The sequence below is a fragment of the Salmonella sp. A1325 genome, from assembly GCF_056991255.1.
Genome location: NZ_JAMLWO010000001.1, coordinates 97,680 through 122,170 on the forward strand (window position 1 = coordinate 97,680; position 24,491 = coordinate 122,170).

The following is a 24,491-nucleotide window of genomic DNA, read 5'->3' on the forward strand; positions in this document are numbered from 1 at the left end:
AAAATACTAATATAATCTAACGATATTTATTTTTATTAATCAAACTATTATCAACATTACTGAGTCCGTGAGAAGCGGCAGGTCTGTTATTTTATTCACACCATACTCTGGGGCTTGATGAAGGATTATTGAAATGTTATTAGTTGTTTCAGCTCCATCGTAGATGAATGTGCTAAATAATGAGCATTTGTTAAATTTGTGTGTGTTTTCTGGCGCAGGTATATCCTACGATGTGACAGCGAGACGACTTTCTTTCAAGTTATTGATTATAAAGAATAAATTAAAGCTTTTTAACATTCTTTAACTGTTTTTCTGGGCAGGAAATTTTCCATAAAAGAGAATTGGTTAACAAAATTGTAAAATGAATTGGCGGTTCAGAAACGCATTTGATACTTTTCGGCCAAACATTTTGCAGAAGATTTCACATTGTTGATAACTATTTTCATTTAGATGGTTGTCAGAAATAACATGCGACGTGGGCAGGTACGTCGTATACCGAATCGACGAAAGGCGATCGAACGAATCGTCAGAATAAATAAAGTCGGTGATAGCAAAAGCAGTGACAGACCTGGCAGTACACCACCAGTGCTGTACAGGAGCCCTGACGGGATTAAACAGGCTGGTAAAAACCAGTAATTATAATGAGTGGAGTACAAACACAATGTCTAACATCACGAAAAAAAGTTTAATTGCAGTGGGAATACTCACTGCGCTCATCGCCGCCAGCGCCGCGACTGCGGCAGACGTGCCCGCCGGTGTTCAGTTAGCCGACAAGCAAACGTTGGTACGTAATAATGGATCAGAAGTGCAGTCTCTCGACCCGCATAAAATTGAAGGCGTGCCGGAATCGAACGTCAGCCGTGATCTCTTTGAAGGCTTATTAATTAGTGATGTCGAGGGGCATCCTTCACCGGGCGTCGCGGAGAAATGGGAAAATAAAGATTTTAAAGTCTGGACATTCCATCTACGTGAAAATGCGAAATGGTCAGATGGTACGCCCGTCACCGCCCATGATTTCGTTTATAGCTGGCAACGCCTGGCCGATCCTAATACGGCATCGCCGTACGCCAGCTATCTGCAATACGGTCATATCGTTAATATCGATGACATTATCGCCGGTAAAAAACCCGCCACCGATCTGGGGGTAAAAGCGCTTGATGATCACACCTTTGAAGTGACCTTAAGTGAGCCGGTGCCTTATTTCTACAAATTGTTGGTCCACCCTTCAGTGTCTCCTGTACCGAAATCAGCGGTCGAAAAATTTGGCGATAAATGGACGCAACCAGCCAATATTGTCACTAACGGCGCTTATAAGTTAAAAAACTGGGTGGTGAACGAACGTATCGTGCTGGAGCGTAACCCGCAATACTGGGATAACGCCAAAACCGTCATCAATCAGGTAACTTATTTGCCGATCTCTTCGGAGGTGACGGATGTCAACCGCTACCGCAGCGGCGAGATCGATATGACTTATAACAATATGCCGATCGAATTATTCCAGAAACTGAAAAAAGAGATCCCGAATGAAGTCCGCGTAGACCCTTATTTGTGTACCTATTATTACGAAATTAATAATCAAAAAGCGCCGTTTAACGATGTCCGCGTGCGTACCGCGCTGAAACTGGCGTTAGATCGCGACATTATTGTTAATAAGGTTAAAAATCAGGGCGATTTACCCGCTTATAGCTACACGCCGCCGTATACCGATGGCGCAAAACTGGTAGAGCCTGAGTGGTTCAAATGGTCCCAGCAAAAGCGTAATGAAGAAGCGAAGAAATTGTTGGCTGAAGCCGGCTTTACGGCGGATAAGCCCTTAACATTCGACCTGCTGTATAACACCTCCGATCTGCATAAAAAACTGGCCATTGCCGTGGCGTCTATCTGGAAGAAAAATCTGGGTGTCAATGTGAATCTGGAGAATCAGGAATGGAAAACCTTCCTGGACACCCGTCATCAGGGCACCTTTGATGTCGCCAGAGCCGGGTGGTGCGCAGATTATAATGAACCGACCTCGTTCCTGAATACCATGTTGTCCGACAGTTCAAATAATACCGCGCATTATAAGAGCCCGGCGTTTGATAAGCTGATTGCCGACACGCTGAAAGTAGCGGACGATACGCAGCGCAGCGAACTCTACGCTAAAGCGGAGCAGCAGTTAGATAAAGACTCGGCTATTGTGCCGGTGTATTACTACGTTAACGCGCGCCTGGTGAAACCCTGGGTGGGCGGGTATACCGGTAAAGACCCGCTGGATAATATTTATGTGAAAAACTTATATATTATCAAACATTAATGGCAAGACATGGGACAACTGCGGTTGTCCCATGGTGTCTTTTTTCATCGCACTATAACGTTCCCTGGCGGATCTGTTTGTCACGTCCGGGAAGTAAAGGCACAGGCCAGAAGGTACGGGCAATGTTGAAATTTATTTTACGCCGCTGTCTGGAAGCGATTCCGACGCTGTTTATTCTTATTACCATCTCTTTCTTTATGATGCGCCTCGCGCCGGGTAGCCCTTTTACCGGCGAGCGCGCATTGCCGCCGGAAGTGCTGGCCAATATTGAAGCAAAATATCATCTGAACGATCCCATCATGACGCAGTACTTCAGCTACCTGAAGCAGCTGGCGCATGGCGATTTTGGACCATCGTTTAAATACAAAGATTACACGGTCAACGATCTGGTTGCCGCCAGCTTCCCCGTTTCGGCGAAACTTGGCGCCGCCGCTTTTTTACTGGCGGTCATTATTGGTGTCAGCGCTGGCGTGATTGCCGCGCTAAAGCAAAATACGCGATGGGATTATACGGTGATGGGATTTGCCATGACCGGCGTCGTTATCCCCAGTTTTGTGGTAGCGCCGCTACTGGTGATGGTCTTTGCGATAACCTTGCAATGGCTGCCTGGCGGCGGCTGGAACGGCGGGGCGTTAAAATTTATGATCCTGCCGATGGTCGCGCTTTCACTGGCCTATATTGCCAGCATCGCTCGTATTACGCGCGGCTCAATGATTGAAGTTCTGCATTCGAACTTTATTCGTACCGCGCGGGCAAAAGGATTACCGATGCGCAGAATCATCTTCCGCCATGCGTTAAAACCTGCGCTGCTGCCGGTTTTATCCTATATGGGGCCAGCCTTTGTCGGCATTATTACCGGCTCAATGGTGATTGAAACGATTTATGGCTTACCGGGCATTGGGCAGCTTTTCGTTAATGGCGCGCTCAACCGCGATTACTCGCTGGTGTTAAGTTTGACCATTTTAGTCGGGGCGCTGACCATATTGTTTAACGCCATTGTCGATGTGCTCTATGCCGTTATCGACCCGAAAATTCGCTATTGATACTGGAGCTCTCGATGATGTTAAGTAAGAAAAACAGCGAGACGCTGGAAAATTTCAGTGAAAAGCTAGAGGTGGAAGGTCGCAGCCTTTGGCAAGATGCCCGTCGGCGCTTTATGCATAACCGTGCGGCGGTGGCCAGTCTTATTGTCCTGTTTCTGATAGCCCTGTTCGTGACAGTGGCGCCTATGCTGTCGCAATTTACCTATTTCGATACCGACTGGGGCATGATGTCCAGCGCGCCGGATATGGCGTCCGGCCACTATTTCGGCACTGACTCTTCCGGGCGCGATCTGTTGGTGCGCGTTGCCATCGGCGGGCGTATCTCGTTGATGGTCGGGATTGCCGCCGCACTGGTGGCGGTCATTGTCGGAACGCTGTATGGCTCGCTGTCCGGGTATCTGGGCGGCAAAATTGATTCTGTGATGATGCGGTTGTTGGAGATCCTCAACTCGTTCCCGTTTATGTTCTTTGTGATTTTGCTGGTGACGTTTTTTGGGCAGAACATTCTGTTGATTTTCGTCGCCATCGGCATGGTCTCCTGGCTTGATATGGCGCGTATTGTGCGTGGTCAAACCCTAAGTCTTAAACGTAAAGAGTTCATCGAAGCCGCGCAGGTGGGTGGTGTGTCGACCGCCAGCATTGTGATCCGCCATATTGTGCCTAACGTCCTGGGCGTAGTAGTAGTGTATGCATCGTTGCTGGTGCCCAGCATGATTCTGTTTGAGTCTTTCCTCAGTTTCCTGGGGCTTGGGACGCAGGAACCGTTAAGCAGTTGGGGAGCGTTGTTGAGCGATGGCGCAAATTCAATGGAAGTCTCACCGTGGCTGCTGCTGTTTCCGGCTGGCTTTCTCGTGGTGACGTTATTCTGTTTTAACTTTATTGGCGATGGCCTGCGTGATGCCCTCGACCCGAAAGATCGTTAAGGAGTACAGCCATGAGCTTATCAGAAACCGCAACTCAGGCGCCGCAACCGGCGAATGTACTGCTGGAGGTAAACGATCTTCGTGTTACGTTCGCTACGCCTGATGGCGATGTGACGGCGGTCAACGATCTGAACTTTACGCTTCGCGCGGGAGAAACGTTAGGTATTGTTGGCGAGTCTGGATCGGGGAAATCGCAAACGGCGTTCGCATTAATGGGATTGCTGGCGACGAATGGCCGAATCGGCGGTTCTGCGACCTTCAACGGACGTGAAATTCTTAATCTACCTGAGCGCGAACTGAATACGCTGCGCGCAGAACAGATTTCGATGATTTTTCAGGACCCGATGACCTCGCTAAATCCTTATATGCGCGTTGGGGAGCAGTTAATGGAAGTCCTGATGCTGCATAAAGGGATGAGCAAAGCGGAAGCTTTTGAAGAGTCCGTCAGAATGCTGGATGCCGTAAAAATGCCGGAAGCGCGCAAACGGATGAAAATGTACCCGCACGAATTTTCCGGCGGAATGCGTCAACGTGTGATGATTGCGATGGCGCTGTTGTGCAGGCCGAAACTGCTTATTGCCGATGAGCCTACCACCGCGCTTGATGTTACCGTGCAGGCGCAGATTATGACCTTGCTTAATGAGCTAAAGCGCGAATTTAATACCGCCATTATCATGATTACCCACGATCTGGGCGTGGTCGCGGGTATTTGCGATAAGGTCCTGGTAATGTATGCCGGGCGTACCATGGAATACGGTAAGGCGCGCGATGTCTTTTATCAGCCCGTTCATCCGTATTCGATAGGCCTGCTTAATGCGGTGCCGCGTCTGGATAGCGAGGGGGCGGAAATGCTGACGATTCCGGGCAATCCTCCCAATTTATTGCGTTTGCCTAAAGGTTGTCCGTTCCAGCCGCGTTGTCCTCATGCGATGGAGATCTGCAATAATGCGCCGCCACTTGAAGCGTTCAGTCCTGGTCGATTGCGCGCCTGCTTTAAACCGGTGGAGGAACTGCTATGAATGCTGTGATTGAACAACGTAAAGTTCTCCTCGAAATCGCCGATCTGAAAGTACATTTTGATATCAAAGAAGGGAAGCAGTGGTTCTGGCAACCGCCGAAAACCCTGAAAGCGGTGGACGGCGTTACGCTACGCCTGTATGAAGGCGAAACGCTGGGCGTGGTGGGGGAATCCGGCTGCGGCAAGTCGACGTTTGCGCGCGCCATTATTGGTCTGGTGAAGGCGACAGACGGTAAAGTCGCCTGGCTGGGAAAAGATCTGCTGGGCATGAAAGCGGATGAGTGGCGCGAGGTGCGCAGCGATATCCAGATGATTTTTCAGGACCCGCTGGCGTCACTCAACCCGCGAATGACGATTGGCGAAATTATCGCTGAACCGCTGCGTACTTATCATCCTAAGCTTTCGCGCCAGGACGTGCGTGACCGCGTGAAAGCCATGATGCTGAAAGTGGGGCTGCTGCCGAACCTCATCAACCGTTATCCCCATGAATTTTCCGGGGGGCAGTGCCAGCGCATCGGTATCGCCCGGGCGTTGATCCTGGAACCTAAGCTCATTATTTGCGATGAACCGGTGTCGGCGCTGGACGTTTCTATTCAGGCGCAGGTGGTGAATTTGCTCCAGCAGTTACAGCGAGAGATGGGGCTGTCGTTGATTTTTATTGCGCACGATCTGGCGGTCGTAAAGCACATATCCGATCGTGTCCTGGTGATGTATCTCGGTCATGCGGTAGAATTGGGCACCTATGATGAGGTGTACCATAATCCACTGCATCCTTATACCAAAGCGCTGATGTCGGCGGTACCGATTCCCGATCCCGATCTGGAGCGAAATAAGAAGATACAATTGCTGGAGGGCGAATTACCTTCGCCCATTAACCCGCCTTCCGGCTGCGTGTTCCGTACACGCTGTCCGCTAGCCGGGCCAGAATGCGCGCTAACGCGACCGGTGCTGGAAGGGAGTTTTCGCCATGCCGTTTCTTGCCTTAAAGTAGACCCGTTATAATCGCAAGGGCTGACAATTCGTCAGCCCTTCTTTTAGGTGAGGTTACCGTGTCACTTTCTTTGTCGTCGGTTCGCCGTCGTCTTTATCATAATCTGTTCGATTTGACTACGCGCTCAGGTCGCCGTTTTGAAGGGTTATGCGCGCTGTTTGCGCTGCTTAGCGTACTGGTCATTTTTGTTGAATCAGGCGTAGGAACGGAATATCACCTGACATTTGATGAATGGCATATTTTTGTCTGGCTGGAGCTCTGCGTTACCCTGATATTTACCGGTGAATACTTGCTCAGACTGTTTAGCTGGCCCGACCCGACAAAATACGTTTTTAGTTTTTGGGGATTTATTGATCTGGTGACGATTTTGCCGCTGTACGTCATGTGGCTGTGGCCGGAAATTAGCCTGAACTATATGTTTGCCTGGCGCGCTATGCGAGCGATTCGCGTGCTGCGTATTCTTAAACTGCTACGCTTTATGCCATCCCTGCGGGTATTCTGGAGCGCCATTATTAGCGCGCGTCATCAGCTTATTCTGTTCTATTCATTTATTGCGATCGTGATGATTATTTTCGGTGCCCTGATGTATCTTATTGAAGGACCGAAATATGGCTTCACGACGCTTAATGCCTCGGTGTATTGGGCGATAGTGACAGTTACAACCGTGGGGTACGGTGATATTACGCCGCATACGCCGCTGGGACGTATTGTCGCGTCGGTGCTTATTTTGATTGGTTATTCGGTGATTGCGATTCCTACAGGACTGATTACCACGCACATGAGCAGCGCGTTTCAAAAACGTCACTGGCAGCGAAAATGTCCGCAGTGCCAGCAAAGCCAGCATGAACATAGCGCGCAATATTGTAACCGATGCGGCAGTAAGCTACCGGATTAAACAGGCTTGCCGGAGGGCGCAATCAAACGCCATCCGGCCTGAACCGCTTATTCGCGCCAGAGAATATGGCACAGCTTGTGGTCCTTTTCCCGGCATAGCAGAACGCGGGCGAAAATGTCGTTAATTTCGCCGTCTTCGGTATCCGCCAGGCCAATCACCACCTCGGCAAAAAAGTCTGGATTCAGGTCAAAATCAACGTGCTCTTGCCAGTCTTCAGCGGGATCAAACAACTCCGCACCGCCGCGCTCCTCGAATTGCAAATTGAACAGAATGATATCAGCCGGATCAAGATTATCTGCCGCCAGCTCAAGAAAAATATCGTAAGCCTGCTCAAGCGTTTCGTCTTCAGTCAGGCGATTGTTCAGATCCATTTCCATAGTGACTACCTGTTTACTCATGTTGGTCACGTTTTACAGCAATGGACTAAAGAAGTAAAACAATCGCTCGGTAATACGCTGCCATAACGGACGTTTTACCCACAAACGCGCATCTAACAGGCGGGAGCGCGAAATATAATCGTCCTGTACCGCAGCCAGATCGGCGCCGAAACCCGTATCATCAATGACCAGCGTAATCTCGAAATTAAGCCACAGGCTACGCATGTCGAGATTCACGGTACCGACCAGGCTCAGTTCGCCATCGACCAGCACGCTTTTGGTATGCAACAGCCCGCCTTCGAACTGATAGATTTTCACGCCCGCCGCCAGTAACTCGCTGAAAAAGGCGCGACTGGCCCAGCCGACGAGCAGTGAATCATTTTTACGGGGCAGGATAATACTGACATCCACGCCGCGCTGCGCAGCGGTACAAATGGCGTGCAGCAGATCGTCGCTGGGGACGAAATATGGCGTGGTCATAATTAAATATTCGCGCGCAGCATAGGTGGCGGTTAATAGTGCCTGGTGAATGAGATCTTCCGGAAAACCAGGACCGGAAGCAATGGTATGAATGGTATGCCCGCTGGCCTGCTCAAACGGCATAATATTCACATCCGGCGGGGGAGGCAGAATGCGTTTACCCGTCTCGATTTCCCAATCGCAGGAGTAAACAATCCCCATTGCTGTCGCCACGGGGCCTTCCATACGCGCCATCAAATCGACCCATTGTCCAACGCCGGCATCCTGTTTGAAAAAACGCGGATCCACCATATTCATACTGCCGGTATAGGCGATGTAATTGTCAATCATCACCATTTTACGGTGCTGGCGAAGATCCATACGGCGTAAAAAGACGCGCATCAGATTCACCTTCAGCGCCTCTACGACTTCAATGCCAGCGTTACGCATCATGGCCGCCCAGGGGCTGCGGAAGAAAGCGACGCTACCCGCGGAATCCAGCATAAGCCGGCAGTGGATGCCGCGGCGGGCGGCGGCCATTAGCGATTCAGCGACCTGATCCGCCATGCCGCCTGGCTGCCAGATGTAAAACACCATTTCGATATTATGCCGCGCCAGTTGGATATCGCGAATAAGCGCCTGCATGACATCATCGGAGTCGGTAAGTAATTGCAACTGGTTGCCTTTGACGCCCGCAATCCCCTGACGTCGTTCGCACAGCTTAAACAAGGACGATGCGACGCTACTGTTTTCTTGCGCGAAAATGTGTTTGCAGGCTTTGAGGTCATTCAACCATTTGGCGGTAGACGGCCACATGGCGCGGGCACGCTCGGCGCGACGTTTGCCTAAATGCAATTCGCCCACGGACAAATAGGCGATGATCCCGACCAGCGGAAGGATATAGATGATTAATAACCAGGCCATTGCGGAGGGAACTGCGCGCCGTTTCATTAGAATACGTAATGTGACGCCGGCAATGAGAACCCAGTATCCCAAAATGACCAGCCAACTCACCACGGTGTAGAAGGTTGTCATAACTTTAAAAATCCTTTAGAAAGCGTGTTGTTAAGAGTTTACGCGTCAGGATTCACATGGCAAATAAAAACACGGGAAAAGCGCTGGTCTGCATCCGGCGAGGGGGTATAATGGCGCTTCTGTTACAGTGAGAGTCGTAAACATGAAGCGTAGTAGAACGGAAGTGGGGCGCTGGCGAATGCTACGTCAGGCGAGCCGCCGTAAAGCGCGTTGGCTTGAAGGGCAATCACGCCGTAATATGCGTATCCATACCATCAGGAAATGCATCTTTAATCGTCAGCGTAATTCATTACTCTTTGCGATTCACGGTGTGTGAGCCAGAAAGGGCACCGTATGCGGTGCCCAACAGGCCATCCTTTTCAAAAGATCTTCTTATATGGTTTGACCGAAACCTGCGCATAGACGCCCGCTGCGACGTAGGGGTCCGCATCAGCCCAGGATTGCGCCGCTTCTAAAGATTCAAATTCAGCAATCACCGTTGACCCGGTAAATCCGGCTACTCCAGGATCGTTACTGTCCACTGCGGGCATCGGCCCGGCAGTTAATAATCGCCCTTCATCATGCAGAAGTTGCAGGCGCGCCAGATGCGCGGGCCGTACCGAGAGGCGTTTTTCAAGCGAGTTGGCATTATCCTGAGCGTAAATAACATACAGCACGGGTAGAGCTCCTTAATCGGTAAAAGTTGCTGATTACGTTATTGGAAAGGGCATTTAACTGCAATGTAAAGATACCGACTTTGTTAAACATGCACATTTTGTGTGGTGTTTTTGCGCGATATCATCTTTTAAATGCCGCTATCGGCAATGCCTTATTGAATATGATTGCTATTTGCATTTAAAATTCAGCTCTGGTTTTTCAACTGAAACGATTATGACTTCAATGACCCTTGATTTACCTCGTCGCTTTCCCTGGCCGACACTCCTTTCCGTAGGCATTCATGGTGCTGTAGTGGCAGGTTTGCTCTATACCTCGGTACATCAGGTTATTGAATTGCCTGCGCCAGCGCAGCCTATCACGGTGACAATGGTTTCACCCGCTGACCTGGAGCCGCCCCAGGCGGTTCAGCCGCCGCCGGAGCCGGTGGTTGAACCCGAACCGGAGCCAGAGCCGATCCCTGAACCGCCTAAAGAAGCGCCCGTGGTGATTGAGAAACCCAAACCTAAGCCAAAACCCAAGCCGAAGCCGAAACCGGTGAAAAAGGTTGAAGAGCAGCCGAAGCGCGAAGTCAAACCAGCCGCGCCGCGTCCTGCCTCACCGTTTGAAAATAGCGCCCCGGTGCGGCCAACAAGCAGCACCGCATCGGCGACCAGCAAGCCCGCGGTGAGCGTGCCCACTGGACCTCGCGCTCTGAGCCGTAACCAGCCGCAGTATCCGGCGCGAGCACAGGCGTTACGTATTGAAGGCCGCGTAAAGGTGAAGTTTGACGTGACCTCTGCTGGGCGAGTGGAAAATGTACAGATTCTATCCGCGCAGCCAGCCAATATGTTTGAGCGTGAAGTTAAGAATGCGATGCGCAAATGGCGCTATGAAGCAGGCAAGCCGGGTTCCGGGCTGGTTGTCAATATTATCTTCCGTCTGAACGGTACGGCGCAGATTGAGTAATCTCTGGCGCCGCCAGCCAGGAATATACCATCACCTGCTGGCGGCGTAAGCGGGTATACTTAACCCTGAACCGGGAGCGGGCGAGGTTTACCGTCCGGATCGACGGCAACATAAATAAACAGCGCCTCGGTGGCCTTGTAGCGCTGTCCAATCGGTTCTGACGCGACTTTTTTCACCCAGACTTCAATATTGATGCTAATAGACGTCGTGCCGCGTTTAACGCAGCGCGCGTAGCAGCATACGACATCGCCAACCGCGACGGGGCGCAGAAATGTCATTCCTTCCACGCGTACGGTTACAACCCGACCGTGCGCGATCTCTTTGGCCAGTATCGCGCCGCCAATATCCATTTGCGACATCAGCCAGCCGCCAAAAATATCGCCGTTCGCATTGGTATCGGCAGGCATGGCCAATGTACGTAAAACCAGCTCGCCCTGAGGAGTATTATCCATTGTTGTCATTGTAAAACCGACTATCAGAAAAAATTACAGCCGCGATGCTACTATGAATTTTGTGTGGAGAATAGTGGGAATAAAGGTACTGACGGGAAAGCGCAGGGCGTAAAGGCGGAGAAAATATCGCCAGGCGTTCGCAGTCTGGCGATGATAAGTCACGGGAGGGTTATGATTTATCTTCCTGTGGCAGATGCCGGTAGATATAGACGCCGCTCAGCAGGGTAAAAATGAGCGTCAGCGCCGTGAGTCCAAAGACCTTAAAGTTGACCCAGATATTTTGCGGCAACCAGAAGGCGATATAAATGTTAGCCAGACCGCACGCAATAAAAAACAGCGCCCACGCCAGGTTCAGCTTTGACCAGACCTGCTGCGGCAACGCCAGTTCTTTACCTAACATACGTTGGATTAACGGTTTTTTCATCACCCACTGGCTTATTAACAGCGCGCCGGCGAACAGCGCATAAATAACCGTCACCTTCCATTTAATAAATTCATCGTTATGGAAGAAGAGCGTCAGACCGCCGAAGACGGCAACCAGAACAAAGGTAATCAGCGCCATCTTCTCTATTTTCCGATAGCGCACCCAGCTATAAATCAGCACGATTGCCGTCGCGACAATCAGTGCGGAGGTCGCCGCATAGATGTCATAAAGTTTATAAAACGCAAAAAAGACAACCAGCGGTAAAAAATCCAGAAACTGCTTCATTCTTCGATTCCATCATCAACGAGCGTCGAATGCGCCGCGTAACGGCGCATTGCGGATTATTGGCGAATCAACATATACAGGCGGAATAAGTAGATAAGCAATACTGCGGAAATCAGATTGCTCAACGTATTCGCCAGTACAGCGCCTACATTTGGGGTCAGTACAGCGAAGCTGGGCGCGAACAGCAATAGCAATGTTTTAGCCAGTAACCAGCCTATCACCGCAGGCGCGACCAGTCTCATGTTAGCCCAGGCTAAACGCATACTGCTGCGCATTGCGGCAAACACGCCCATTTTCTCTTCAACCAACATCACTGGCGCAAGCGCCAGCACAATGGCCATAATAATCCCCGGAACGACAATCAGCATTATACCGATTTGCACTAACAGGGTAGTCAGAAAAATGAGAATAAACAGTTTAGGCAATGCAGGGGCGCTGGCGCCAATAGCGCGCAGCGCGCTAACCCGATGTCCCGCTGAAACTAACTGAATCATCAGGATGATACCGCCGGCCAGAATAGCGTTGCCGATAAGCCCGGAAAACGTCGAGGCGGCAGAGGCGCGCAACAGGATCTGCTGCTGCTCCGGCGTCATATTTTGTACCAGCTCAAACAGGCCAGCGCTGCCTGCCAGATGTTCTCCTTCACTGAGTTGCGCGATTTGCGCATCGCTGGGTGAAAAGGCATGACCTAAGACCACCGTGATAAATGCGCACAGCAACGAAACCAGCAAGATAGTAATAAATTGATTTCGGAAAAAATTTCCGGCGTCACGGTAAACGGACTTCGCCGTGATAGACATGCACTCTCCTTGAGTTTTGCAGGTGTTAATTTGCGGGCAATTGTACCCTGGATAACTCTACAGTGGCAGCATCAGCAGTTGTATGGAAAAGCATATCTTTGTAAAGCGGCGGTAATCCGTATCGCGCGCGGGCGCGATTACACGCCTCATTCACTTCGCCTCCTTCGCCCGATATCGAAAATTCGCGACAGGTTGAAGGGCGGTTTTCATAAATAGCGCAACTGACGTTTTCACCCGGCGTGCCAATTAGCGCTTTACAGTGCGGCTGTTTTTGGTTGGTACCGGCCATACAACGTAAAAAAGGGGTAACGGGCTCGGTTAATGACGCCGGAACGCGTCCGCTGGCATCGTCGCCTTCAGCCCAATAAAAGGAGACACGAAAATAGGCACAACAGGCACCGCATGTCATGCATGGGTTAAGAACGCTCATGATTCACCTGCAAAAACTCACGTATCAATAGATTACAACGGAAATTAATCTGTCCCGCAGTGTTCGCGAATCTTAACGCCACGCGCCATTGCGGGACATTGATTACCTTAGCCAGCCTTTATCGCCAGGGCAACAGAGCAGACAAATATTTGCATAACGTGAATATGTCAAAATTGATCTGAATTCCTATAACCAGGATTTTCAATACAAGTTCTAAATTAATCTGGATCAATAAATGTTAAATTATAAGAACAAATGTGATCTGTGTTAGATCACTTATTACTTCATTGTGGGTATATTCATCACGCTTTTATAACCATAACGATGGAGCGGGTATGAAAAAATTTACAGTGGCGGCACTGGCGTTAACAACTCTTCTCTCAGGCAGCGCGTTCGCGCACGAAGCCGGAGAATTCTTTATGCGTGCAGGTCCGGCAACCGTCAGACCTACAGAAGGGGCGGGTGGTACGCTGGGGCATTTAAACGGGTTTGATGTGAGTAATAACACGCAACTCGGCCTGACATTCACTTACATGGCGACGGACAATATCGGGGTTGAATTGCTGGCGGCCACGCCGTTCCGCCATAAGGTGGGTACGGGCGCGACGGGCGATATCGCCACGGTCCACCTGTTACCGCCAACATTAATGGCGCAGTGGTACTTCGGCGATTCCAGCAGCAAAGTGCGTCCTTATGTCGGCGTAGGGGTGAACTACACCACCTTCTTCGATAACGGCTTTAACGATAATGGTAAAAATGCCGGGCTGTCCGATCTGAGCTTTAAGGATTCCTGGGGCGCGGCAGGACAAGTTGGGGTAGATTACCTGATTAACCGCGACTGGTTAATTGGCGCCTCTGTCTGGTACATGGATATTGATACTACCGCCAATTATAAAATGGGTGGCGTTCAGCATCATGACAGCGTGCGTCTGGACCCATGGGTATTTATGTTCTCGGCAGGCTATCGTTTCTAATCGCGTGATGTTGTGACGAAAAAAGACCCCGCCAGGCGGGGTCAAAAAAGGACATGACACACGGATTTTACTTGTCGGAACTCACTTGTCTTCTTTCGGTTCGCCGCAGCCTAGTTCTGCGCCAGTGAGAGGATCAACGGTGGGGTCCGATTTCGTTCTTTCTGCCATCGCTTTGAGCAGCGCCAGCTGCTCGCGCGGCAATTTCACTGTCGCCAGGCCATCGCCGCCATCAACAGCAGGCATCGGTTCTGCGACATAGTTGAAGTTCTCATCGCTATTCCAGCTACCTCGCGGATCGTCGCCTTGCGACATGTTGTAGTACACGTCGGTATACTGTTCTACCGGCGGTAATTTACCCGGCGGGAAGTTGTTACGAATCGAATACAGCGCCTTTTCAAAAGAGAGCTGGTGCGCGACTTCACGGGTCATTAAGAAACTGAGCGTGTCTTTTACGCCAGGATCGTCGGTCAGATTAATCAGGCGTTCATAAATGATCTTCGCTCGCGCCTCTGCCGCGATGTTTGAGCGTAGATCGGCTGTGACTTCGCCGATAGTATCAATATAAGCCGCGGTCCACGGTACGCCGCCGGAGTTCGTCAACGCAGGGCCGCCGCCATACAGCAGAGAGGTGATATGGCTGTCATTACCATTCTGCGTCAGCGAGCGATAAAGTTCTGCTTCGTTTTCGGTGCCTTCCGCTAGCTCGCCTTTAGCGCCTTTATTAAGCATTCCTACCAGTGAGCCGATAATTTCCAGATGACTCAGCTCCTCGGTGGCGATGTCCATTAACATCTCTTTACGACCGGCATCATCATCGCTTAAACCTTGCGTGAAGTAGCGGCAGGCGGCCGCCAGTTCGCCCTGCGGGCCGCCAAACTGTTCCAGCAGCAGGTTCGCTAATCCAGGATTAGGTTCGCTCACTCGCACAGTATATTGAAGTTGTTTTACGTGTCGAAACATATTGCCTCCTGCTTATTATTTATTTTTTGGCTTCAACGCCATCTGCTTCAGATCGCAGTAAAAATTGTTCGGTTGTCTGCGGAATATGTTTGATCAGCCAGTCAGCCATTTGCATTTCTTCTTTCAGAATGGCTTCAATCGTCGGGATTGAGGCAGTGTCGCCAGCTTTTTTTGCCGCCGCCAGCAGGGAGGTATAACAAGCAATTTCGAACTGCTCGAAAACATAACCGCTAATTGAACCTTTGACAATTTCATCGGAAGGGAACATGCCACCGATAGATTGCCCCATTGCTGCCATTTTACTCATGGAGTCTTTCAACACCGAACGGGAAATGCCATTACGGTCCAACACTTCTTCGAGCATGGTAATTTGATGTTTGGTTTCACTAATATGTTGTTCAATTCTGGCTTTTATATCAGGATAATTTTCAATACGGCTGGCCATAGATTCAAGCATCGATTCTGCCTGTTTTTCCATGGCATGGGCGTCACGAAGCCAGTCATGATAATGTTCAGTATAATTCATTTTACATTCCTCAATGCGTGATAATCTGCTCCGATAATAAAATCGGAATCATGCAAGCTGATAATTAAAAATATTATTTCGATTTGCGTTCAGCACTTTTATTAACATTGCTGACTGCTAAATCGGTAAGTTTTAAATCAGTTTGTTTTTCCTCGTCGAGGGTTTCTTTGAGCAGTTTTAATGCCTTGCTATAGCCGAGCTGCTCGGCCAGGGTGGCTAGCGTGCCGTAGCTGGCGATTTCGTAATGCTCGACTTTTTGCGCCGCGGCGATAAGCGCTGCATCGCGTACTTCGTTTTTCTCCGTACTTTCGATGACTTCATTGGCTTCTTCAATCAGCCCTTCCATAGCGACGCATTTCATTCTTTTCAGTTTAATGCCAGATTCAGATTCGACGATCTGATCAATACGTTCAATCTGACCCTGGGTTTCTTCAAGATGAGATTGAAAGGCCTGGCTTAATTTTTCATTGGACGTGGCTCTGGCTAGTTTAGAAAGAGCCTTGGTTAATTGTTTTTCTGCACTATAGGTATCTGAAAGTAGATGGATAAAAAGGTCTTCAACGGTTTTAATATTCATAAATCTAATTCTCCTGGGCAAAATACTGCGAGCCAGAAGACTCGCAGATTGCTTGATAAAAGCCTGTGTTATATTTACATTACAGTAAATCAGGAATTATCGGATTTACGTCCGCCGTGACTATTCTGACCACCTTTTTTACCGGCTTCAGAAGCTCGTTGCGGATCGTTTTTGAAATTCCCACCGCTATGCTGACCGCCTTTGCGGCCCGCTTCAGATGCTTTTTCACGATTCTCGGCGAAATTTCCTGAACCACCACGATGTTCGGCCATATTATTTCTCCTGTCTCGTTGCTTGCTGAAAAAATCGGTTTTAACCGTGTCGACACCCTATTAAAATTAGTTGGTTAAACCGATTAGTCAAATTGACGGAAATAGTTGTGATTTACCGCGTAAATAACGCACAAAAAATGGTTTAGAGATAATATATTCTATATTTTCTTTTAGAATAAGCGATTTAACAGAAAATGCTTTGCATTGTTATTAATAACAAGCGTCACTATCTGCGGCCACAAAAACGTTAATGCATTGTTTGTTGACATTTCTTTACATAAAGGCGGGGGAAATTGACGTGAAAACGCTAAATTTTTCGGCGTGATTAAGAGTTTTCTTAGCAAAAATTGACTTCAGACTTTTTGAAAGCTGGACAGGGAATAACACCAAAAAGATTGATGATCTACGTCTGAATCGTGATTCTGGTTCGGCGCCAACCTCTCATTAAGCCGCCAGCGTTATGCTGACGGCTTAACCCGTTATGCGCGGCTGGCGGCTTTCATCGCTGAGACAAAGGACCTGAGCTCCGCCAACATCTGTTCGGGAGACGCGTGGTTTTTCTCGATAATGTTGACAATGGCTGAGCCGGAGATAGCGCCAGCCGCCCCGGCACGCACGGCCGCAGACACCTGTTCCGGCGAGGAGATACCGAAGCCCTGTAACGCAGGCGCGGCATGGTACTCTTTAAGCTTCTCAATGAGATGATGCAACGGCAATGCGCCACGGTTTTCCGCGCCGGTGACGCCCGAACGCGAAAGCAGGTAGGTGTAACCGCGGCCGTAAGATGCGACCTGGCGCAGAAGATCGTCATCCGCATTTGGCGGGCAGATGAAGATCGGCGCGATATTATGCCGTAACGCCGCCTGGCGGAAGGGGGCCGATTCTTCAACCGGGACATCTGCGACCAGCACGGAATCTACGCCAACCTGTTCACAACGGGCATAGAACGCATCTATGCCGTTATTGAACACCAGATTCGCGTACATTAGCAGGCCAATCGGAATGGTCGGGTGTTTTTCACGAATCAGCGCCAGCATTTCAAAACACTGAGCCGGCGTGACGCCAGCGGCGAAGGCGCGTAAGTTCGCATTCTGGATGGTAGGGCCATCGGCCAGCGGATCGGAGAAGGGAACCCCCAGTTCCAGAGCGTCGGCGCCAGCGTCAATCAGTGTGTCGATAATTTTCAGTGACTGTTCAATGCCAGGGTCGCCCAGGGTGACGAAGGGGACAAAAGCGCCTTCCCGGCGATCGTTGAGTTGGGCAAATAAATTTTCGTAGCGTTCCATCAGATTTCCCCTCGCGCTTTCAGGATATCGTGTACGGTAAAAATGTCTTTATCTCCGCGGCCAGAGAGATTGACCACCAGCAGTTGCTCTTTTTCCGGCTGCTCGCGCATCATTTTCAGAGCGTGCGCCAACGCGTGGGAGGATTCCAGCGCCGGGATAATTCCCTCATGGCGGCACAACGTTTTGAAGGCTTCCAGCGCCTCATCATCGGTAATGGAGACATAATCCGCGCGTCCGATGCTGTTCAGGTACGCATGTTGCGGCCCAACGGATGGGAAATCGAGCCCGGCGGAAATGGAATAGGACTCTTCAATTTGCCCGTCCGCTGTTTGCATCATCGGCGCTTTCATCCCGAAATAGATGCCAACGCGACCATGTTTAAGCGGCGCGCCATGCTCGCCGGTTTCAATACCGTGACCGCCAGGTTCAACGCCTATTAGCCCGACGCTGGTATCATTAATAAAATCCGCAAACATCCCGATAGCGTTTGAGCCGCCACCGACGCAAGCGATAACGGCATCTGGCAGACGGCCCTCTTTGTCGAGGATTTGCGCTTTCGTCTCTTCGCCAATCATGCGCTGGAACTCGCGAACGATGGTGGGATAGGGATGCGGTCCTGCCGCCGTGCCGAGCATATAGTGCGCGGTTTCGTAACTACCGGACCAGTCGCGCAGCGCCTCGTTACAGGCATCTTTTAGCGTAGCGGAGCCGCTATGAACCGGGATGACCTCAGCGCCCATCAGACGCATACGGAAGACGTTCGGCGACTGGCGCTCAACGTCTTTGGCGCCCATATAAATACGGCATTTCAGACCCAGCAGGGCGCTGGCGAGCGCAGAGGCGACGCCGTGCTGACCGGCGCCGGTTTCAGCGATAATCTCGCTTTTCCCCATCCGTTTGGCCAGCAGCGCCTGACCCAGTACCTGATTGGTTTTGTGCGCGCCGCCGTGCAGTAAATCTTCGCGCTTTAAATACAACGTGGTACGCGTACCGGCGGTAATGTTCTGGCATTTCGTCAGCGCGGTGGGGCGTCCCGCGTAGTTTTTTAGCAGATCGGCGAATTGCGCCTGAAATTCAGGATCTTTTTGCGCGCTGACGAAGGCCTCTTCAAGCTGGTTCAGCGCAGGCATCAGGATCTGCGGCACATACATGCCGCCGAATTCACCAAAGTAGGGATTGAGAAGTGTTGTCATGTTTTTTCCTTAATATGCGCGCAGTGTCTGAAAAACTGAGGCCAGAAGACGAGCATCTTTGATGCCCGGCTGTGACTCCACACCTGAATTAAAATCGAGACCGGCACAGCCGACTTGCGCCGCCTGGACGCAGTTATCGGCCGCCAGCCCGCCCGCCAGTAATACATTATCCAGCGGTTGCCCCTGTAGCAGTGACCAGTCGAAGCGCTGCCCGCTGCCGCCTTGCCCATTGTCGAAAATGTATTTATCGACATGGTGATAATCGCGTGCGGGAAGGGCATCGCTAACGCTCAGCGCCTTCCAGATTTGCACATTGCGCGGCAACGCCTCGCGCAGCGCGTTGACATACGCCTGGTCTTCGCTGCCATGTAGCTGTACGGCAGAAAGCGACAGGACGGCGGCTTTCTGGCAAACATCGGCGATATCAGCGTTCTTGAAAACGCCGACATACTGCAATGGCGCGCCGCTTATCACTTCTCGCGCCTGCTCAACGCTAACCGCGCGCGGAGATGAGGGCACAAAAATCAACCCGCCATATATTGCGCCAGCGTCACAGGCCGCTTTAGCGTCCTGGGCGCGGGTCAGGCCGCAGACTTTATTCTCGCCAAGCAGCACGCGACGGACGGCGGCGTTAAGATCGTCATGCGCCATTAACGCGGAACCAATTAAAAAACCGTTGGCGAAGTGGCTCAGTTCGCGTACCTGACCATAGGTGTTAATCCCGGACTCGCTGATGACAGTCACGCCGTGGCCCAGTTTTGGCGCCAGCTGGCGGGTGCGATTCAAATCAATCGACAGATCGCGCAGATCGCGATTGTTGATACCTACCACTTTTGCGCCTAACGCTATCGCGCGCTCCCGTTCTTCGTCATTACTGACCTCCGTGAGCACGCCCATTTTCAGACTGTGCGCGACGGCGGAGAGTTGGCGATACTGTTCGTCATCCAGAACCGAGAGCATCAGTAAACAGGCATCGGCCTGATAGTAACGGGCAAGGTAGATCTGATAGGGATCGATAATAAAATCCTTACACAGAATCGGCTGCGGCGCGCTTTGGCTAACGACCGGCAGAAAATCGAAGCTCCCCTGAAAATATTTTTCGTCGGTGAGCACCGAGATTGCCGAGGCGTAATGTTGATAAATACTGGCAATACGCGCCGGATCGAAATCATCGCGAATCACGCCTTTTGATGGCGATGCTTTCTTACACTCCAGAATAAAGGCGGTACGCGCGCCCTGGAGCGCATCATAAAAATGGCGTGTACTTGGCTGGATCTCATTTTGAAAACTGGCCAGCGGCTGTTGCTGTTTGCGGGCTTCTACCCAAATCGCCTTGTCTGCGACGATTTTCGCTAAAACGGTTTGCATTATTTACCCTCTTGCCGCCAGTGCGGTGACTCTGTCATATGCGGTGCCGTTGCGCAGAACATCAAGCACGGTTTGCGCGTTGGCCTTGAGATCTTCCTGACCATGCAGACGCATCAGCATCGCCACGTTCGCGGCGACGGCGGCCTCATGCGCGGCATCGCCTTTACCTTGTAGTAACCGCGTCAGAATGTCACGGTTTTCTTCCGGCGAGCCGCCAGCCAACTGATCCTGATGGTAAGGCGTCAGGCCAAAATCCTCCGCCGTAAGTTGATAGCTTTTAATTTCGCCATCATGCAGCTCCGCGACAATCGTCGGCGCATGGAGTGAAACCTCATCCATGCCGCCGCTATGTACCACCGCCGCACGCTGATAGCCCAGTACCTTTAAGGTTTCCGCAATCGGCAGCACCAATTCCGGGCTATAGACGCCAATCAACGCCAGCGGCGGATGCGCCGGGTTGATCAGCGGGCCGAGTACGTTGAACAGGGTTCGCGTTTTTAACTGTTGGCGAACCGGCATCGCGTGACGGAATCCGGTGTGATATTTCGGCGCAAACAGGAAACAGACGCCCAGTTCATCTAACGCCTGGCGTGATTTATCGGCGTTCATATCCAGATTAATGCCGAACGCCGCCAGCAGATCGGATGACCCCGATTTGCTGGACACGCTACGGTTGCCGTGTTTCGCCACTTTCAGTCCACAGGCCGCCGCGACAAAGGCGCTGATGGTAGAGATATTGATACTGTTACTGCCATCGCCGCCGGTACCAACGATATCCGCAAACAGATAGTCCGGGCGCGGGAACGGGGCGGCATTTTCCAGCAACGCAGTGGCGGCGCCGGCAATTTCATTGGGATGCTCGCCGCGAATTTTCATGCTCACCAGCGCGGCGGCGAGCTGTTCAGGCTTAAGTTCGCCGCGGACGACCGCCGAAAACAACTGATGGCTCTCTTGTTGCGTCAGTGTTTGCGCCTGATAGAGTTTCTCCAGAATCGGCTGTAGGGTGTTTGTCTGTTCCAGCTTTTGCTGCGCCCAGGCTAATGTTTGCTCCAGCAGGCGCGCGCCCTGCGTCGTCAGGATGGACTCAGGATGAAATTGAAAACCGCAAACGCGATCCGCATCATGACGTACCGCCATCACCATGCCGTTGAAATGGGCGTTAATGGTTAGCCCGGCAGGAACATTACTGCCGACCAGCGAATGATAACGCGCGACCGGTAGCGGATTCGCCAGCCCGGCGAACATCGCCTGACCGTCATGCTCAATGCTGGAGGCTTTGCCATGCAGGATTTCTCCCGCCTGACCGACATAACCGCCGTAAGCTTCGACAATCGCCTGATGTCCCAGACAAATGCCGATGATTGGTAACTTGCCGCGTAGTCGGGTCAGCAGCTCCGGCATACAGCCTGCCTCGCTGGGAACGCCCGGACCGGGGGAGAGCATTAGCACCGGGTTTTTCATTGTCGCCAGGCGATCGATAAGCGTCTGCGCCGGAATATGGTTACGGTAAATCACCACGTTATGACCGTTGGTCCGTAGCTGATCTGCCAGGTTCCAGGTAAACGAGTCGATGTTATCGAGCAGCAGAATATCAGCCATCAGAAGGTCTCCTGTGCATGATGCGCGGTGGCGATAGCACGCAATACGGCGCGCGCTTTATTACGGGTTTCATCGGCTTCAGACTGCGGAACAGAGTCCAGCACAATTCCGGCGCCCGCTTGTACGGTGGCGATACCGTTCTCCACCAGCGCGGAGCGGATAACAATACAGGTGTCCAGATCGCCGTGGGCGGTGAAGTAGCCGACCGCGCCGCCATAGCTGCCGCGGCGCTGTCCTTCCGCATCGGCAATCAACTGCATGGCGCGTACTTTCGGCGCGCCGCTCAGGGTGCCCATGTTCATGCAGGCGCGATAGGCGTGCAGCGCGTCGAGATCGTGACGCAGTTCGCCCACTACCCGGGAAACCAGATGCATCACGTACGAATAGCGGTCAACTTTTGTCAGATCGGCAACGTAGCGACTGCCCGGCGTACAGATGCGCGCCAGGTCATTGCGCGCCAGATCGACCAGCATCAGATGTTCGGAAAGCTCTTTATGGTCGGTACGCATGTCCAGCTCAATACGGCTGTCGAGATCTCTGTCCAGCGTACCATCAGCGCGGCGACCGCGTGGACGGGTACCCGCGATGGGGTAAATCTCAATCTGACGGCTGGTGGCGTCATATTTCAGCGAGCTTTCCGGTGACGCGCCGAAAAGCGTGAAATCTTTATCCTGCATAAAGAACATATACGGGCTGGGGTTGCTCTTTTTCAGCACGTAGTAGGCAGCCAACGGCGACGGGCAGGGCAGTGAAAAGCGGCGTGACGGCACCACCTGAAATATCTCGCCCGCGCGGATGGCTTTTTGCAACTGGCGTACCACCGCGCCGAACGCGTCATCGCTCTGATTGCATTCACAGCGCATGTCCGGCACCGGCGTCACCGGCAACGGCGGCGCAGGCTGGGTTAACTGTTGGCTAAGGTACGCCAGGCGGGCGTTCAGACGCTGTTTTTCCCTGTCGCTGGCGGTGAACAGACTGGCCTGAATACGGGTGCTTTTTTTCTGATGATCTATCACCATCAGCGTTTCCGCTAAATAAAAGCAGTAGTCCGGGCAGTTATTGCCAGCCTCAAGGTGTGGCAGCGCTTCAAAGCCAGCGACCAGGTCGTAGGCAAACAGACCGCCGAAAAACATAGCCTCCCGCTCTTGCGTCGGTATGTTCACCACTCCCTGTAACAGACGGAACGCATCAAATACCGACAGAGAGCATAAACGGGCGTCTTCATCTAATAATGGGCTGACGGGCGGGAAGCGTAGAACGCGACCGGCAGGCAGGACTTCGTTCTCCACGCCAGCGGGCAGGGCGGTATCCAGTAGCGGCAATAACGAGGCGCCATTATCAGATAACGCCTGAATGGTGACAGTGTCACCTAAAGCGGTAATGCGCAGCGCGCTATCTACCAGCAGCAGGCTTTTTAAATCGTCTTTACTGTCGATATCCGCGGATTCCAGCAGCAGCGTTGCCGGGCGATCGCCGCAGACCTGGTGAAAAAGCGCCGTTGGGTTTTCCCGATAGGCGGCATCGCAGGTCAACAGTTCGAGCGTGGGTTTTGGTGTTTGCATGGTTATTCTCATTATTTTGTTCAAAAAAAAGCCCGCTTAACAGGCGGGCCGGGTATCGTTTGGCTGATTACAGCTGTTCATACACCGCCCGCTATCAGGAAGTGCGCCACCAACCGTGTAATGCAAATGTCGCTGCCATTTTAGATACCCTCTTCATGTGAACTTTCGTACTAGTTAACTAGTTCGATGGAATAATGTCAACACCTATTTCAGTATATTTGCCGGAACCGTTATGATGTACATGACATACCTTTATCTCTATGGGAGCCGCCTTGAGCGACACGAATTACGCAGTGATTTACGATCTGCACAGTCATACCACGGCGTCCGATGGACTGTTGACGCCAGAAACATTAGTACACCGTGCGGTAGAGATGCGAGTCGGCACGCTGGCGATTACCGATCATGACACCACAGCCGCGATTCCTGCGGCAAGAGAAGAAATTTCACGTTCCGGGCTGGCCCTGAATCTTATTCCCGGCGTGGAGATTTCAACGGTCTGGGAGAATCATGAGATTCACATTGTGGGTCTGAATATTGATATTGCGCACCCGGCAATGCGCGATTTTCTGGCGCAGCAGACACAGCGGCGTCAGGCGCGTGGTCGGCTCATTGCGGAGCGTCTGGAAAAAGCCCATATTCCCGGCGCGTGGGAAGGGGCATTGAGACTGGCCAATGGCGGCGCGGTGACGCGCGGCCACTTCGCCCGCTTTCTGGTGGAGTGCGGCAAAGCCGCGACCATGGCGGATGTTTTTAAAAAATATCTCGCGCGTGGGAAAACCGGTTACGTTCCGCCGCAGTGGTGTACAATAGAACAAGCTATTGATGTCATTCATCATTCTGGCGGTAAGGCGGTGTTGGCCCATCCGGGACGCTACGACCTTAGCGCTAAGTGGCTGAAAAGATTAGTGGCGCATTTTGCCGACCATCACGGCGACGCGATGGAAGTGGCGCAGTGCCAACAATCGCCCAATGAACGCACCCAACTGGCAACGCTTGCGCGTCAGCATCATTTATGGGCATCGCTTGGATCTGATTTCCATCAGCCCTGCCCGTGGATTGAGTTGGGGCGTAAACTCTGGCTGCCCGCTGGCGTTGAAGGCGTATGGCAGACATGGGAACAGCCGCAAATATCACAGTGAGGGAA

The 24,491-nt window shown here is 51.7% G+C and carries 27 protein-coding genes and 1 other annotated feature; of the genes, 10 read left to right on the forward strand and 17 right to left on the reverse strand.

What is annotated here, in order from left to right; translation table 11 throughout:
* Positions 1–661 precede the first annotated feature (661 nt).
* From oppA to NAZ64_RS00530, 6 genes are all read left to right on the forward strand, one after another.
* The gene (oppA, locus tag NAZ64_RS00505) at positions 662–2,293 is read left to right on the forward strand and encodes an oligopeptide ABC transporter substrate-binding protein OppA (RefSeq protein WP_061380500.1); all 1,632 of its coding nucleotides are present in this window, start codon (positions 662–664) and stop codon (positions 2,291–2,293) included.
* Between the two features lie 122 nt (positions 2,294–2,415).
* Positions 2,416–3,336, forward strand: coding sequence for an oligopeptide ABC transporter permease OppB (gene oppB, locus NAZ64_RS00510; protein ID WP_000911097.1), 921 nt, complete (start codon positions 2,416–2,418; stop codon positions 3,334–3,336).
* Between the two features lie 14 nt (positions 3,337–3,350).
* The gene (oppC, locus tag NAZ64_RS00515) at positions 3,351–4,259 is read left to right on the forward strand and encodes an oligopeptide ABC transporter permease OppC (RefSeq protein ID WP_000979653.1); all 909 of its coding nucleotides are present in this window, start codon (positions 3,351–3,353) and stop codon (positions 4,257–4,259) included.
* Between the two features lie 11 nt (positions 4,260–4,270).
* Positions 4,271–5,278, forward strand: coding sequence for an ABC transporter ATP-binding protein (gene oppD / locus NAZ64_RS00520; RefSeq protein ID WP_000058857.1), 1,008 nt, complete (start codon positions 4,271–4,273; stop codon positions 5,276–5,278).
* Complete coding sequence (gene oppF, locus NAZ64_RS00525; RefSeq protein WP_000994697.1) at positions 5,275–6,279, forward strand: murein tripeptide/oligopeptide ABC transporter ATP-binding protein OppF; 1,005 nt, start codon at positions 5,275–5,277, stop codon at positions 6,277–6,279. The genes oppD and oppF overlap by 4 nt, the downstream gene beginning before the upstream one ends.
* 47 nt (positions 6,280–6,326) lie before the next feature.
* A complete protein-coding gene (locus tag NAZ64_RS00530; protein WP_000059073.1) occupies positions 6,327–7,163 on the forward strand; it encodes an ion transporter in 837 nt (278 codons plus the stop codon).
* A gap of 47 nt (positions 7,164–7,210) precedes the next feature.
* Here NAZ64_RS00530 and NAZ64_RS00535 read toward each other — a convergent pair whose 3' ends face one another.
* Together NAZ64_RS00535 and cls are read right to left on the reverse strand one after the other, a co-directional pair.
* Positions 7,211–7,540, reverse strand: a complete 330-nt coding sequence (locus NAZ64_RS00535; protein WP_000425070.1) for an HI1450 family dsDNA-mimic protein — start codon at positions 7,538–7,540, stop codon at positions 7,211–7,213.
* Positions 7,541–7,573: 33 nt separating this feature from the next.
* Positions 7,574–9,034 carry a cardiolipin synthase gene (cls, locus tag NAZ64_RS00540; RefSeq protein ID WP_000206886.1) on the reverse strand — a complete coding sequence of 487 codons (1,461 nt, stop codon included), beginning with the start codon at positions 9,032–9,034 and terminating at the stop codon, positions 7,574–7,576.
* A 142-nt stretch (positions 9,035–9,176) separates the two neighbouring features.
* Between cls and NAZ64_RS00545 the strand changes: the two genes are divergently transcribed.
* On the forward strand, positions 9,177–9,350 hold the full coding sequence (locus tag NAZ64_RS00545; protein WP_001531561.1) for a YciY family protein: 174 nt from the start codon (positions 9,177–9,179) through the stop codon (positions 9,348–9,350).
* Between the two features lie 43 nt (positions 9,351–9,393).
* Here NAZ64_RS00545 and NAZ64_RS00550 read toward each other — a convergent pair whose 3' ends face one another.
* Positions 9,394–9,690 carry a YciI family protein gene (locus NAZ64_RS00550; protein ID WP_000967605.1) on the reverse strand — a complete coding sequence of 99 codons (297 nt, stop codon included), beginning with the start codon at positions 9,688–9,690 and terminating at the stop codon, positions 9,394–9,396.
* Between the two features lie 223 nt (positions 9,691–9,913).
* Here NAZ64_RS00550 and tonB point away from each other — a divergent pair, with 223 nt between their 5' ends.
* The gene (gene tonB, locus NAZ64_RS00555; RefSeq protein ID WP_001531563.1) at positions 9,914–10,636 is read left to right on the forward strand and encodes a TonB system transport protein TonB; all 723 of its coding nucleotides are present in this window, start codon (positions 9,914–9,916) and stop codon (positions 10,634–10,636) included.
* 59 nt (positions 10,637–10,695) lie between these two features.
* On the opposite strand, the gene yciA is transcribed toward tonB, so the two are convergent.
* The 4 genes from yciA to NAZ64_RS00575 all read right to left on the reverse strand — a co-directional run bounded on the left by yciA (position 10,696) and on the right by NAZ64_RS00575 (position 13,027).
* Complete coding sequence (yciA, locus tag NAZ64_RS00560; RefSeq protein ID WP_000210317.1) at positions 10,696–11,097, reverse strand: acyl-CoA thioester hydrolase YciA; 402 nt, start codon at positions 11,095–11,097, stop codon at positions 10,696–10,698.
* Positions 11,098–11,257: 160 nt separating this feature from the next.
* The gene (locus tag NAZ64_RS00565) at positions 11,258–11,797 is read right to left on the reverse strand and encodes a septation protein A (RefSeq protein WP_000808682.1); all 540 of its coding nucleotides are present in this window, start codon (positions 11,795–11,797) and stop codon (positions 11,258–11,260) included.
* A gap of 56 nt (positions 11,798–11,853) precedes the next feature.
* Complete coding sequence (locus NAZ64_RS00570) at positions 11,854–12,597, reverse strand: YciC family protein (RefSeq protein WP_000028507.1); 744 nt, start codon at positions 12,595–12,597, stop codon at positions 11,854–11,856.
* A 25-nt stretch (positions 12,598–12,622) separates the two neighbouring features.
* Positions 12,623–13,027, reverse strand: coding sequence for a YkgJ family cysteine cluster protein (locus tag NAZ64_RS00575; protein WP_000114955.1), 405 nt, complete (start codon positions 13,025–13,027; stop codon positions 12,623–12,625).
* 335 nt (positions 13,028–13,362) lie between these two features.
* On the opposite strand from NAZ64_RS00575, the gene ompW reads away from it, so the two are divergent.
* Positions 13,363–14,001, forward strand: coding sequence for an outer membrane protein OmpW (ompW, locus tag NAZ64_RS00580; protein WP_000714801.1), 639 nt, complete (start codon positions 13,363–13,365; stop codon positions 13,999–14,001).
* Between the two features lie 81 nt (positions 14,002–14,082).
* On the opposite strand, the gene NAZ64_RS00585 is transcribed toward ompW, so the two are convergent.
* The 10 genes from NAZ64_RS00585 to trpL form a co-directional block, all read right to left on the reverse strand.
* Positions 14,083–14,961, reverse strand: coding sequence for a manganese catalase family protein (locus tag NAZ64_RS00585; protein ID WP_076935304.1), 879 nt, complete (start codon positions 14,959–14,961; stop codon positions 14,083–14,085).
* 19 nt (positions 14,962–14,980) lie between these two features.
* Positions 14,981–15,487 (reverse strand): ferritin-like domain-containing protein, encoded by a 507-nt coding sequence (locus NAZ64_RS00590; protein ID WP_001109977.1) that lies wholly within the window; start codon positions 15,485–15,487, stop codon positions 14,981–14,983.
* Between the two features lie 73 nt (positions 15,488–15,560).
* Positions 15,561–16,064 (reverse strand): YciE/YciF ferroxidase family protein, encoded by a 504-nt coding sequence (locus tag NAZ64_RS00595; RefSeq protein ID WP_001022826.1) that lies wholly within the window; start codon positions 16,062–16,064, stop codon positions 15,561–15,563.
* An 89-nt stretch (positions 16,065–16,153) separates the two neighbouring features.
* The gene (locus tag NAZ64_RS00600) at positions 16,154–16,336 is read right to left on the reverse strand and encodes a con-10 family general stress protein (protein ID WP_000807657.1); all 183 of its coding nucleotides are present in this window, start codon (positions 16,334–16,336) and stop codon (positions 16,154–16,156) included.
* Between the two features lie 479 nt (positions 16,337–16,815).
* Positions 16,816–17,622, reverse strand: coding sequence for a tryptophan synthase subunit alpha (gene trpA, locus NAZ64_RS00605; protein WP_000443031.1), 807 nt, complete (start codon positions 17,620–17,622; stop codon positions 16,816–16,818).
* Positions 17,622–18,815 carry a tryptophan synthase subunit beta gene (gene trpB, locus NAZ64_RS00610; protein WP_000209485.1) on the reverse strand — a complete coding sequence of 398 codons (1,194 nt, stop codon included), beginning with the start codon at positions 18,813–18,815 and terminating at the stop codon, positions 17,622–17,624. The genes trpA and trpB overlap by 1 nt, the downstream gene beginning before the upstream one ends.
* Before the next feature lie 9 nt (positions 18,816–18,824).
* A complete protein-coding gene (trpCF, locus tag NAZ64_RS00615; RefSeq protein WP_045341240.1) occupies positions 18,825–20,183 on the reverse strand; it encodes a bifunctional indole-3-glycerol-phosphate synthase TrpC/phosphoribosylanthranilate isomerase TrpF in 1,359 nt (452 codons plus the stop codon).
* A gap of 3 nt (positions 20,184–20,186) precedes the next feature.
* The gene (gene trpD / locus NAZ64_RS00620; protein WP_220569853.1) at positions 20,187–21,782 is read right to left on the reverse strand and encodes a bifunctional anthranilate synthase glutamate amidotransferase component TrpG/anthranilate phosphoribosyltransferase TrpD; all 1,596 of its coding nucleotides are present in this window, start codon (positions 21,780–21,782) and stop codon (positions 20,187–20,189) included.
* The gene (locus NAZ64_RS00625; RefSeq protein ID WP_220569854.1) at positions 21,782–23,344 is read right to left on the reverse strand and encodes an anthranilate synthase component 1; all 1,563 of its coding nucleotides are present in this window, start codon (positions 23,342–23,344) and stop codon (positions 21,782–21,784) included. The genes trpD and NAZ64_RS00625 overlap by 1 nt, the downstream gene beginning before the upstream one ends.
* A 22-nt stretch (positions 23,345–23,366) precedes the next feature.
* Positions 23,367–23,462 (reverse strand) — a sequence feature (Trp leader region).
* Positions 23,439–23,483, reverse strand: a complete 45-nt coding sequence (gene trpL / locus NAZ64_RS00630) for a trp operon leader peptide (RefSeq protein ID WP_010989026.1) — start codon at positions 23,481–23,483, stop codon at positions 23,439–23,441. (Overlaps the previous feature by 24 nt.)
* Positions 23,484–23,604: 121 nt before the next feature.
* On the opposite strand from trpL, the gene rnm reads away from it, so the two are divergent.
* The gene (gene rnm / locus NAZ64_RS00635; RefSeq protein ID WP_000500448.1) at positions 23,605–24,486 is read left to right on the forward strand and encodes an RNase RNM; all 882 of its coding nucleotides are present in this window, start codon (positions 23,605–23,607) and stop codon (positions 24,484–24,486) included.
* Positions 24,487–24,491 lie beyond the last annotated feature (5 nt).